At 70.0% G+C, this 11,892-nt stretch carries 12 protein-coding genes; 8 read left to right on the forward strand and 4 right to left on the reverse strand.

What is annotated here, in order from left to right; translation table 11 throughout:
- Positions 1-219, forward strand: a 219-nt coding sequence (locus D471_RS35900; protein WP_040690949.1) for a rhodanese-like domain-containing protein, incomplete at its 5' end; no start/stop codon positions are given.
- A gap of 268 nt (positions 220-487) precedes the next feature.
- Here D471_RS35900 and D471_RS0124070 read toward each other — a convergent pair.
- The 3 genes from D471_RS0124070 to D471_RS0124080 all read right to left on the reverse strand — a co-directional run bounded on the left by D471_RS0124070 (position 488) and on the right by D471_RS0124080 (position 3,596).
- Entirely contained in the window at positions 488-1,135 is a 648-nt protein-coding gene (locus tag D471_RS0124070; protein WP_017600983.1) for an HAD family hydrolase, read from the reverse strand.
- 276 nt (positions 1,136-1,411) lie between these two features.
- On the reverse strand, positions 1,412-2,638 hold the full coding sequence (locus tag D471_RS0124075) for a PP2C family protein-serine/threonine phosphatase (RefSeq protein ID WP_017600984.1): 1,227 nt from the start codon (positions 2,636-2,638) through the stop codon (positions 1,412-1,414).
- 358 nt (positions 2,639-2,996) lie between these two features.
- Positions 2,997-3,596, reverse strand: coding sequence for a CGNR zinc finger domain-containing protein (locus tag D471_RS0124080; RefSeq protein WP_017600985.1), 600 nt, complete (start codon positions 3,594-3,596; stop codon positions 2,997-2,999).
- A gap of 122 nt (positions 3,597-3,718) precedes the next feature.
- Here D471_RS0124080 and D471_RS0124085 point away from each other — a divergent pair, with 122 nt between their 5' ends.
- The 7 genes from D471_RS0124085 to D471_RS0124115 all read left to right on the forward strand — a co-directional run bounded on the left by D471_RS0124085 (position 3,719) and on the right by D471_RS0124115 (position 11,315).
- Positions 3,719-4,510 (forward strand): MBL fold metallo-hydrolase, encoded by a 792-nt coding sequence (locus D471_RS0124085; RefSeq protein ID WP_017600986.1) that lies wholly within the window; start codon positions 3,719-3,721, stop codon positions 4,508-4,510.
- A 579-nt stretch (positions 4,511-5,089) separates the two neighbouring features.
- On the forward strand, positions 5,090-5,680 hold the full coding sequence (locus D471_RS35905) for a hypothetical protein (protein WP_152486422.1): 591 nt from the start codon (positions 5,090-5,092) through the stop codon (positions 5,678-5,680).
- A gap of 650 nt (positions 5,681-6,330) precedes the next feature.
- A complete protein-coding gene (locus D471_RS0124095) occupies positions 6,331-6,660 on the forward strand; it encodes a hypothetical protein (RefSeq protein WP_152486423.1) in 330 nt (109 codons plus the stop codon).
- Positions 6,657-7,313: a hypothetical protein gene (locus tag D471_RS0124100; protein WP_017600989.1), complete on the forward strand. Its 657-nt coding sequence runs from the start codon at positions 6,657-6,659 to the stop codon at positions 7,311-7,313. The genes D471_RS0124095 and D471_RS0124100 overlap by 4 nt, the downstream gene beginning before the upstream one ends.
- Positions 7,310-9,226 carry a GMC family oxidoreductase gene (locus D471_RS0124105; protein ID WP_017600990.1) on the forward strand — a complete coding sequence of 639 codons (1,917 nt, stop codon included), beginning with the start codon at positions 7,310-7,312 and terminating at the stop codon, positions 9,224-9,226. The genes D471_RS0124100 and D471_RS0124105 overlap by 4 nt, the downstream gene beginning before the upstream one ends.
- Positions 9,223-10,413, forward strand: a complete 1,191-nt coding sequence (locus tag D471_RS0124110) for a ferritin-like domain-containing protein (protein WP_017600991.1) — start codon at positions 9,223-9,225, stop codon at positions 10,411-10,413. The genes D471_RS0124105 and D471_RS0124110 overlap by 4 nt, the downstream gene beginning before the upstream one ends.
- Positions 10,410-11,315 (forward strand): hypothetical protein, encoded by a 906-nt coding sequence (locus tag D471_RS0124115; RefSeq protein WP_017600992.1) that lies wholly within the window; start codon positions 10,410-10,412, stop codon positions 11,313-11,315. Before D471_RS0124110 ends, D471_RS0124115 begins: the two co-directional genes overlap by 4 nt.
- Before the next feature lie 52 nt (positions 11,316-11,367).
- Here D471_RS0124115 and D471_RS0124120 read toward each other — a convergent pair whose 3' ends face one another.
- On the reverse strand, positions 11,368-11,727 hold the full coding sequence (locus D471_RS0124120; protein ID WP_017600993.1) for a hypothetical protein: 360 nt from the start codon (positions 11,725-11,727) through the stop codon (positions 11,368-11,370).
- Positions 11,728-11,892: the final 165 nt, after the last annotated feature.

Consider the following 11,892-nt stretch of genomic DNA (forward strand, 5'->3'; position numbering starts at 1 on the left):
ACCATGGACACCGCCGACTTCGCCGCCCTGGCCTCGGCCTTGGAGGGCGCGGTCCCCGACGGACTGCCCGCCCCCGTGACGGTGCTGGACGTGAGGCTGCGCAACGAGTGGGACGGCTCCCACGTCATCGGTGCCGTGCACATCCCGTTGCCCGAGTTGCCCCGGCGCCTCAGCGAGCTCGCGGAGGGGGCGGTGTGGGTCCACTGCGGCAGCGGCTAACGCGCGACCGCCGCGGCCTCGCTGCTGGCCCGCGTCGGCCGCCGTGTGGTGGGCGTGGACGACGACTTCGCCACCGCGGCCGACAAGGGCGTCCCCGTGAGCGGCCCCGGATAGCCTCCCGACCTGTTCGTCCGGGCCCCGGTGCGGCTGCCCGTCGGGGACCGCTTCGCCCTGTGGCGCCCGGTATCCGTCGCGGGATGCGGCCGGGCGGAGACGCTGACGGGCTCCGCGCGGGACGCCTTCGGCCGTGTCCCGCTGTCACGGCGGTTCAGGGGCACGTGGGCGTGAGGATTCCCCGAGCCGTGGAATAGGCGTCCCACAGGCTCCGACCCGTGTACCGGGCGCTCGCCAGATCGGCGATGTGACCGTCTCCGTTCACGGCGACGGTGTTCGTCAGGTGCCTGAACAGCGGAGCGTCGGACATCGAGTCCCCGTAGGCCACGCAGTGCTCCAGGTCCACGCCCCTGCGGCGGCGCGCCTCCTCGACGATCCCCACCTTGTCGTGCGGGGTGAGGATGTCCTCCGCGACGACGGGGGAGGTGAAGGGAGGGGCGGGGAAGCGTGAGGCGACCACCTCGTCGAAACCGAACCGGAGCAGCAGCCGCGCGTAGAAGTCGGGGGACATGCTCACCACCATCGAGTGGTGGCCGCGGGCGCGGATGTCGGCGCACACCCGTGGGATGTCCGTGAGGAAGGGGCTACTGACGAACGCGGACATCACGTCGCTCTCGGTGAGTCCGCTCCAGAGGCGGTGGATGCTCCGGGCGAACCCGCGGGTGTCGATCTCCTGGCGTCGGAAGCGCCGCTCCAGGTCCGTGAGTTGTGGCTCGCACCGGAGGATCCGTGCGATCTCCAGGCTGGCCGTCGTTCCCTTCAGCAGGGTGCCGTCCATGTCGAAGACGTGCAGGTACGTCATGGGTTTCCGTCCATGGCGATCGGGGTGTTCGGTACGGGTCCGGCCGACCGCGTTGAGAGGGTCGTCGTCCCGGCGGCCTTCTCCTGATTCCGGGACGAGGCGTTCACCGCGGCGGGCATGCCTTGGGAACGGTACCCGCGAGGAGGGCGGCGGTGAGGACTCGGGGCTCTCCCCTCATCGTGTCGGCGGCTCCGCTCACGGTCATCACGGGCGGGTGTACACAGCACGCGGTCGCCGACGCCTTCCCCGCGGCACCGGCGCCGGACCACCGGAGCCTCAGCCGAGTTCGGTCAGGTGGTCGGCGGCTTCCCCGCGCCACTCGATCATGAAAAGGGTGGCGTCGTCGCTGGTGCGCCCGCCCCGTTCCGCCTTCAGCGTGTGGGAGAGCCGACGCAGGTCCGCCCGCAGCCCATCCGACGGCTCCTTTCCGAGGCGGTCGATGCAGCGGATGAGGCGTTCCTCGCTGAACAGCTCCCCGTTGGCGAGGTGCTCCTCGATGATGCCGTCGGTGTAGCACAACACCCGGTCGCCTCTCCGGAGCGTGTGCTCTTTGAGTTGGGGCGCCTCGCCGTTGAAGCCGATGGGCAACGTGGTCGCGCTCTCCAGCTGCCGCACGACCCGGCCGCCGCGGATCAGCAGCGGCGCGGGATGGCCCGCGTTGACCAGCTCCAGCGCACCGGTGGCGATGTTGACGTGCATCAGCTGCGCCGTGACGAAGTGGTCGGGTCCGAACTGCCGGGAGATCGCGTCGTCCATGAACGTGTACTTCTCGGTCAAGCTGATGAACACGCGTCGGGCATGCCGGTAGGCGCCGATGGCGACCGTCGCCATCGCGGCGGCATCCAGGTCGTGGCCCATCGCGTCGATCACGGCCACGTGCAAGATGTCGTTGTTGAGCGCGTAGTCGAAACTGTCACCGGCCGCGTGGTAGGCGGGCTCCAGGATTCCGGCCACCTCGATCTGCGGCACGGACATGGTCAGCGGCGGCAGCAGGCCCCACTGGATCTCCGCGGACACGCTCATCGGTTCCCTGCGCCGGGCCAGGAAGAACTGGTCGGTGTAGGCGTTCTTGGTCACCAGCATGTCGGCGACCAGGTTGGCGAGCCTGCACAGCAGGCGCCGGTCGTCGTCGCCGACGGAGTCCAGGGTGAGGGCCATCACCCCCACCCCGTCGCTTCCGCCCAGCAGGGGGAGGTACACGCGGATGCCGCCACGGTCCTGCGGCACCTCGATGACCTCCACGCGCAGGAAGGCCCGGCTGGCGGGGGAACCGTCCATCGGCTCGGGCCGGCCCACGTGCAGCCCCTTGCCCGGAAGCGGCACCAGCAGCTCCTGCGCGTAGTCCTGGAGCAGGATGGAGACGTCACGACCGCCGACCTTGGCCACTTCCTCCGCGACCAGCGGGGCGATCAACCGGGGCGGTATCAGCCGCTCCCGGTCCAGCAGCAGTCCCAGCAGTCGCTCGCCGAAGCCTTCCGACCGCTCGACCTCATCCTCTGCCATGGTCCGCCTTCTTTCGCTTTCTCTCCTCGCCCGTATCCGGCTCGCCCTCCTGGTCGGCGTCCCTGTCGTGCCGGAGAGGCCACAGGGACTCGGCGGTGCACGGGGTCCCCTCGTCCACCCCTCACATCCTGCCTGTTCGACCACGCCCAGGCTGACCGCGGCACACCATCGGCACCGACCAGTGCCCTCCGGTTCACGACGGCTGCCGGGTTCCCGCTCCACGGCGGGCACGGCAAGGGGCTCGCCTCGGTTTCTCCGGGAGCGAGCCTTCGGGGCGGACCGGACGCTGTGTGGTGAGCCCGGCGGGACTCGAACCCGCGTCCACCGAAAGGGGAGGGGCCGGGCGGGTGGGCCCTCCTCAGTCCGTTCCGACCCGGGAGCGCCGGGCGTAGGCGCGGGCCGCCCGGGCGCGGTCGCCGCAGCGGGTCGAGCACCAGTGCCGGCGGCCGTGCCGGACCAGGTACCGGTTGCAGGGGGGCGAACCGCAGGCGGTCAGGCGTTGCGCGTCGGGGCCCGTCAGCAGGTCGGCGGCGTCGGCGGCCAGGGTCGCCAGGGCGTGGTCGACGATCCGGGTGGTGGGGTGGGTGGTGGCGCGGTAGGGGCCGTCCTTGTCGTCCCACAGCAGCAGCGGCGCGGTGGGGACACGGGTCAGCGCGTCGTTGACGGCGCTCAGCGCGGCGGGCAGCGCGGGCAGCCCTTCGGTACGCGAGGCGAACAGCGCCCGGATCTGTTCACGTAGCGAGCGCAACTGTGCCGCGCACATCTCCCGCATACCGGCGTCCACGGGGGCCAGGCCGCGCGCGGTCATCCACTGGTTCGTCGCCAAGGGAGTGCCCAGAAGGTCGGCGAAGCGCCCGCCCGGAAGCGCGATGACGGTGTTGGCGAGAGCGAGGGAGGAGTACCGCTCCTCACCCGGCGCCGGCGGTAGCTCGAGCTCGGTGGTGGTGAGGTCGTCCATGGATGTCATGGTACGACGTCCCGCCATCCATGAATCTCACGGTTGAACTTGTCATCAACCGTGAGGTTCACCTACGCTCTTATCACGGTTAACAACACATGCATCCGTGAGGAGATTCCGTCATGTCCTCGTCCACCACGACGACCGCCCACTTTCCCGTCCGCGTCTTCGGCGGCCCGACCGCCCTCTTCGAGTACGGCGGCCTGCGTTTCCTGACCGACCCGACCTTCGACGCCCCCGGCGACTACCCGACGCCCGGCGGCCCGACCCTCACCAAGACCGCGCCCGCCACGGGCGCCCCCGCCGACCTCGGCCGCGTGGACGCGGTGCTGCTCTCCCACGACGAGCACGCCGACAACCTCGACGTCTCCGGCCGCGCCCTGCTCGCCGACATCCCCCTCACCCTCACCACCACCGGCGGCGGCCAGCGCCTCGGGGCGAAGGCCACGGGCCTGGCGGACTGGGAATCGGTCGAACTGGACCGCCCCGGGGGCGGCGCGGTCACCGTGACCGCGGCCCCGGCCGTTCACGGTCCGGCTCCGCGGGAGGAGACCGAACCGATCACCGGGCAGGTCGTCGGCTTCATCCTGACCGGCGAGGGCCTGCCCACCGTCTACGTCAGCGGGGACAACGCCTCGATCGAGGCGGTCCGCGAGGTCGCCGAGCGCTTCGCTCCGATCGGTACCGCCATCATGTTCGCCGGTGCTCCCCGATCCCCCGTCCTCTTCGACGGCCAGCCCCTCGTCCTGGACAGCGCCCAGGCCGCCGAGGCGACCCGGATTCTCGACGCCGGCCGCGTGGTGCCCGTCCACTACGACAGCTGGACCCACTTCACCGAAGGTCGCACGGACCTCGAGGTCGCCTTCGAGAAGGCGGGGCTGGCCGACCGGCTGGACTGGGGCACCCGGGGCTGACCCCGCCGGACTGAAGGACCATCGTCGGTGACGAGCGGTTCGTTCCGACCCGCACCGCTCGTCACCGAGCCGCGCCGGCGGCGAACAGGATTCGGCTCCTTCACACGGCCGGCCCGACGACCGCGTCGGGGCCCATGCCGTCGAAGGGCAGGCGGCACCGTTCCGTGAGACCGCGCTCCCGCGGCCCTCGCCCCCTCCCTCGGGTGTCTTAGGATGAGTTCGTGGTCGTGCGGAGCGGGGGCCGCCATGGGGCATGAAGCCGGTCGACACGGTCCGTGGGCGCGACGTGGATCCGGATACCGGCCGAAGGAGGGTCCCACCGTCTCGACCTCCCCCGGCGGCCCCATGGCGGGCAACATCGGTACGGGGTGTCGCGAAGACGCCTCGCACCACGATGACCCGACCACCCTTCCTCTCACGTATCCGGGCAGGATTCCTGGCCGATCGGGTGTCCTCCTGGGTGACGACCACCTCCCGCTTCACCCCCGCCCGGGCAGGCCGGTAGACGACTGGGTCACGGATTTCGCGGGGGAGCGGGCCTCGCTGGCGAGCGTGCTGTCGCGGGTGGGTCGGGCCCCCGTGGCGGAGCGCCACCCCATGGTGGCGGTGGGGTCGAACGCCTCGCTCGCCCAGTTGCGACGCAAGTTTCTCGGCCGCTCCGAACCGCCGGTCATCCCGATGACGTGGGCCGACGTGGACGGCATCGCGCCGGGTGTGTCCGCGCACGTGAACCGGTCGGGCTACGTTCCGGCGGCTCCCGTGGAATCCCCCGGTCGGACCAGCCGCCTGTTCGTCCTGTGGCCGGACCAGGCGGAACTGGACGCCCTCGACGCCACCGAGCCCAACTACCGGCGACGGCTCATGCCGGTGCGGCGGTACCCCGTCACACTGGACTCCGGCACGCGGCTCCCGCCCTGCTCCGTCTATGTCGGCGGGCACGGCTGCCTGGTGGACGGGGAGGGACGGCCGCGTGGGCTGACCGATCAGTCGACACTGATCCGGGCCCTGCTCATGGAGTCGATGGAACTGCGCCGCGTGTGCGGCGCCACTCCCGAGTCGTTCGTGGAGCGGGTCCGGGACCCGGCTGTACGGGACGCGGTGCGCCGGCTCTTCCGCGCGGAGGGGCGGGTGGCCGCCCAGCCGGGGCTGCTCGGCCTTCCCGTTCCCTAGGGGCCGGGCGTCACCGCACCCGGGTACGGGACAGCCCGAAAAATTGACCCGTCGGACCGATTCCACGTGGCTGAGCGAACTCGCGAACCCATCTGCGGTCGTATGTGCGTTCCACTCGATGTCGCATTCTTCGCAAAATGCGCAAGGGTCGGTTCGATTGATTGGGGATGCCCAAAGTCCTGAAGGGTGCAATTTCCATCATAAGGATTGGTCCGCTGCGTCGGGCTTCACTGTTTCGGTTGTCTTTGAATTCAGATGAACGCCGAGTTGGTGTATGCCTCCCTTGCCTGTGTCGTCGCTTCGTGATCTGATTCCCGGTGGTCGGCCAACTGGGCCGGAGTCCATCGAATACCACGGTTTTCGATGGTGTTTTCGACGGTGTCTTGGTGTTCGGTTGATAAGCCCTTCCGAATGTCGCGGTAATGGGAAAGCGTCCCGCGGTGGACGTTCGAAACCTCGGTGAGGAGATCCCGCTTGTGAACGACCGAGCGCAACCGAGAACGGCGGAGGGCAGGCCCCCGGTCGGCGTGCCCTCAGCGCCGATCCACCCCGTGCCTCCGGAGCCCTCGGCCCAGGGTCCGGTGGCCGCCTGTCCCGGTGAGCGGGCGCTGTTCTGGAGTTCCCGGATCCCCCGGTCCGGGCGGGACCAGATGGCGAACTGGGCCGAAAAGGTGCTGGATGACCTGGAAAAGAAGAACCACTGGGAACAGGTGAACGATTTCCTCGGGGTGGTCGTGTCCAGCGGCATGGGTCCCGTTTTCTCCGTGTTCCGGCCGAAGCCGCGCGTTCGCCTGATGAATGGGCCGAAGGAGATCAGGTACTTCCTGACCCCGAAGAGCGGGGAGGGCCCGGCCCCTCGCGAACACGTCGGCGGCGCCACGTTCCCCACGTCCGGATCGCGGAACCCCACCCTGACGACGGTCGCTCCGGGCCGACGCCCGGCAGACCACCTGATCGAATCCGAGGAGGTCGCGGCGTGAACCCGGTTCCCCACCCTGTCCCCGGGGAAGTCGTACGGTTCGTCGATCTGAGCGTGCACCTGACCGGCTTCCCCGTGTTCGATCTGCACGCCACCGGCATGGCGGAAATGTACCTGGACACCGCGCGACAGCAGGTGGGCCGGTCCAGGTTCGACGAATTCCTGAAAGCGCTGCGGAAAGCGTGCGCCCCCCGCCTCGGCCCGGCCAAGCTCGAGCCCACCGACCGGGAGATCGCACGCGCCGTCACCTACCTCTGGTACACGGGCGCCTGGCCGCGCCTGGCCGTGGCCGCCCACGCCGACCTGCGCCGGGAGATGGCCAACCGGGAGTTCGTCGTCACGCCCAGCGCCTACACCGAGGGCCTGGTGTGGAGCACCTTCCACGGTCACCCCGCCGGAGCCAAACCGCCCGGGTACGGGACCTGGTCGATCGAGCCGGCCGCCCCGCCGTCGCTGGCCGAGATCGAACGGGAGTGCGGACTGGAACGGAAGGACGCGACCGACCACCCCACCGAGGAACACCGCCAGGACGAGCGGGCCGACGAGGCCGCGTTCGCCGCGCACCGGCTGCCCGGGCCCCGGGTGGCACGCGACGTGCCGCCGTCCGCCGTGCCCACGGCCCGGGCCCAGGAACCGGAAGGGAACCCCGCATGACCGCCGCAGCCACGGGCCCGGAAACGCGCCGGGACCACTACGACGCCGTCATCGTCGGCGCCGGTTGGTCCGGCAGCCTCATCGCCGGGAGACTCGGCGGGCAGGGGTGGCGTGTCCTGCTCCTGGAGGCGGGGGAGGGAGGTACCGAGAGCTGGTCCGGACACCTGGACTCGGTGAGCACCTACCGCTCCGCCGTGGCCAAGGTGCCCAACTCGGCCTACCGCCACAACACGGCCGCCCCCTCGCCCGACGTGCTCGACCTGTCCCCGAAGAAGGGTGGGGGGTACACCGCCGACGGTTACTTCGTCCAGGACGGCCCGCTTCCCTACCGGACCGACTACCTGCGCGCGCTCGGCGGTTCGGGGATGCACTGGCTCGGCGCCGTCCCGCGCATGCACGCCGACGACTTCGCCACGGGGACGACCTACGGATACGGCCGTGACTGGCCGCTCACCGCCAAGGACCTGGAGCCCTACTACGAGGAGGCGGAGCGGGAACTCGGCGTCGCCGGAGACGCCGCCGAGCAGAGGAAACTGGGCGTCGTCTCCGACCCCGACTACGTCTACCCCATGCACGCGATCCCGCGGAGCCACATCGACGAGCACTGCCGGCGGATCGACGGAGCCGAGATCACGGATCCGATGGAGGACACGCGCACGCTCCACGTGACCGGGATCCCCCAGGCGCGCAACAGCACACCCAACCCGGCCTACGACCGGAAGAAGGGATACCGGCCCAAGGGCGCCGTCGGACTGCCCAACTACGGTGAGCGCTGCGTGGGCAACGCGAGCTGTGTGCCCATCTGCCCCGCGCAGGCGAAGTCCTCTCCGCTGCGCGTCCAGGCCGACCTTCCGGAGAACGTCACCCTCCTCACCCGCAGGGTGGTCACCCGGGTCCTGCGCGGTCAGGACACGCGTGTACGCGGCGTGGAGTACCGGGCCTACAACGACCCGGCCTCGTCGGTCAGCGAGGCGCGCTCCGTGCGCGCCGACATCGTCGTCCTGGCGGGGCACGCCATCGAGAACGCCCGGCTGCTGCTGTTCTCGGAACTGGCGAAGACCAGCGACCAGGTCGGCAGGAACCTGATGGACCACCCGACGACGCTGGCCTGGGCGCTGGCCGAACGCTCCGTCGGCCCGTACCGCGGTCCCGGCCACACCTCGGGGTGGGAGGATTTCCGTTTCCACGGTAAGCGCGGGGAACGCGCACCGTTTCGCATCGAGATCAGCAACTGGGGCTGGTCGTGGGCGACCGGTGCGCCGATGAGCAACGTCACCTCCGCGCTGGGGCTGGGCGGAGACGCCGGCGGAACCGTGAAACCCGACGGGCTCCTCGGCCCCGACCTGAGGCGGAAGCTCGGCGATGACATCGGGCGCCAGCTCCAGCTCCAGATCGCGGTCGAACAGTCCGCGAACCCGAAGAACCGGGTCACGATCGACCCCAGCCGCCACCGCGACGCCCTGGGCAACCCGCGGCCGATCCTCACCTACGACCTGGACCCGCATACCCGCGACGGTGTGTACGCGGCCTACCGGGTCTCGGAGAAGATCTTCGCCGCACTCGAGGCGACACCGTACACCGACCACAAGCCGGTCCACGGTGTCCCGCAGCTCGGCCACTTCCGCCACAGGGAGACGGACCTGACCTACCAGGGCGCCGGGCACGGGGCGGGCACGCACATCATGGGCGAGCACGCGAACGACTCCGTGGTCGACTCCTACCAGCGCACCCACGACCACCCGAACCTCTACGCCGTGGGCTGCGGCAGCATGCCCTCGATCGGCACCAGCAACCCGACCCTGACCATGTCCGCCCTGGCCCTGCGTAGCGCCGAGCAGATCCACCGGGATCTGGCCGCACTGAACCAGCCGGTCGTCGTGCGGTCCGCGGCCGGGGAGAAGGAGAAGGCATGATCTTCGCGGAGAAGGTGCACGACGCCGGATTCGAGATCCCGAAGACACTCGAGAAACTGCGGGAGTACCTGCAGGCGGCGCTGGAGGTGGAACACCTGACCATCCCCGTCTACATGACCGGGATGTACACCATCCGCCCCGGCACCAACCGCACGGCCTACTACGCCATCCGCAGCGTGCTCCTGGAGGAGATGCTGCACATGACCCTGGCCGCCAACCTGCTCAACGCGGTCGGGGGGAAGCCTCAGGTCGAGCACCCGAACTTCGTCAAGGAGTATCCGGTGAAGCTGCCGTTGAGCAGCGAGAAGCTCCCGATGATCGGTCTGCGCCACTTCTCCGAGGAGGCGTTGAGGACCTTCCTGACCATCGAGACGCCGCGATCGATCAGCACCGGGGTGCGCGAGGGCTCCGGCTGGACCTCCATCGGCCAGTTCTACGAGGCCATCCGCCAGGGGCTCGTCAACCTGGTCAAGGAGAAGGGCGAGCACGAGGTGTTCAAGGGTACCCCCGATCTGCAGGTGGGGCCGGAGGACTTCTACAACTCCGGAGGCGAGGTGTTCGCCGTCAAGGACTTGGAGTCCGCGCAGACCGCGATCAGGGTGATCAGCGAACAGGGCGAGGGCGTGCACGACTCGATCTGGGACAGCGACGACCAGATCTTCGGTGAGGAGCGCCAGCTCGCCCACTACTTCCGGTTCAACGAGATCTACACCGGTCGTTGTTACAGCCCCTACGACTCCCCGAAGCGGCCGCCGAGCGGGCCGCTGGTGGACGTCAGCTGGAACGACGCCTATCCGATCAACGGCGACTCCAAGGTCGCCGACTACAAGGAACACCAGGCCACGAGCGCGGTCTACGACAAGGCCGTCGAGTTCAACACGGTCTACGCGACCCTGCTCAGCTGTCTCCACCAGGCGTTCAACGGCCAGTCGCGCACGATGGGGCTGGCCGTGCCCACCATGTTGGAGCTGCGCGACCGGGCCGAACAGCTGTACCGCAACCCGCACCCCGATCCCGAGCTGGCCGAGAAGGGCTGCTTCGCCAGCGCCACCTTCGAGATCACCGCGAAGGACCTGGAGCAGGCGAGAGAACGGGTGGACCGGCTCGTCGACGCCGCCCACCTGGAGAACGACGAGCCGATCGACCTGTCCGGTATCACCGCTGAGTCAAGGGAGCAGTTCGCATGAGCACGACCGCACCGAACGGGGTCCTGCCTCCGATCCCGGAGGGCTTCGCCCTGCCCTTCTACTACGGGACGTTCACCAACCTCGGCGTCGACTACCTCGTCCCCGAGGACAGGGCCGCGCTCCTGCTGAAGGAGTGCGCGCCGCACGCGGAGCTCTCGGTCGCGACGTTCGACGGCAAGGCGTGTCTGTCGTTCAACTACCAGATGTACTTCGCCCAGTTCGCCCACGGGGGCTCGGTCATCCAGGAGATCGAACTGAACATCGTCTCCTACCCCACCGTGGCGCGTCAGCGCGTGCCGGAACTGACCTACAAGCAGTACGCCTTCGGCGAGGACCAGACACGCGACCTGGGGTTCTGCCGTCACCGCGTCGCCTGTGACTCGCCCTTGGCCATCGAGGCGGGCGAGAAGCTGTTCGGTGAACCCAAGTTCAGGGCCGACTTCGAGGTCCCCCTGCCGGTGCCCAACGCGAACCCGACCACGGCCCCGGGCCCGTCGACGGGCGGGGAGACCGTGGTGGCCGACACGTGGAAGGTGGCGTGTGTGAAGCACAGGCACGGGGAGGACGGGGCGGGCGGCGACCCGCACTTCTCGTTCACCGCGGACCTGAGGAACATCAGGGCCGAAACGGTCAGCACGGCCCCGTTCACCGAGTACGGCTCGAGGGAGCGGGGCGAGTCGGTCAGGGCGCTGGCCGCGCCGTTGAACGTGTTCCAGCCCTACCAGTGGTACGACCTGGCCAAGGCGGAGAAGAGGGTGGCCCTGAAGCTGGGGGAGGTTCCGGACGCGCGGATCAAGAGGTTCGTCGAGGCGATCGGGACGGTGGAGCCGGTCGGCGCCTGGCTCCACCAGTCACCGCCGGTGGCGGCGCAGAACAGGCCGTACTACCTGCCCGGGGAGTGAGTGCGGCGTCGGCCTGAGGCCGCGGACGGGGCACCGGGACCGACCCCGTCAATCACCGCCGCCCGGAGCCGCCCGCTCCGCCCGGGGTGAGCCCGCCGACCTCCTCGACGGCGAACTCCTCGGCGTTCCCGTAGTTGCGGGCCGACCGGATCACCCCGTCCGCCGTCTGCTCGAACGCCTCGACCAGCGTGGCCCCGAACTCGTCCAGCAGGTCGAGCATCGGTGTGAGGTTCGCGCGGACGGACTCGGTGGTCTCGTCCGTGCCCGCACCCCACAGCGGCCCCAGGGCCTCGCGCTGGGACCGCAGGCGCGCGAACGACTCGCGCAGGAGGCGGGAGGGCTCGCGCAGCTCCTCCCCGGCCCGGCTCAGCTCCTCCGGGTCGACGCCCAGTCGGTCGTCGTAGGTCGGCATCGGTCGTCTCCCTCTCGCGGTGGGGTCGGTGTGGCCCCGGTCGGAGCCGGTCACGGGGTCGGCGCGGTTCGCGGCGCCGTCAGGTTCTGGACGAAGTCCTGGATGAGCTGGTCCTGTCGGCTCGGCGCCGGCGCCGGCGCCGGCGCCGGGTCCGGGTCCGGCGCC

The sequence above is a fragment of the Nocardiopsis lucentensis DSM 44048 genome (assembly GCF_000341125.1).
GTDB lineage: Bacteria > Actinomycetota > Actinomycetes > Streptosporangiales > Streptosporangiaceae > Nocardiopsis > Nocardiopsis lucentensis.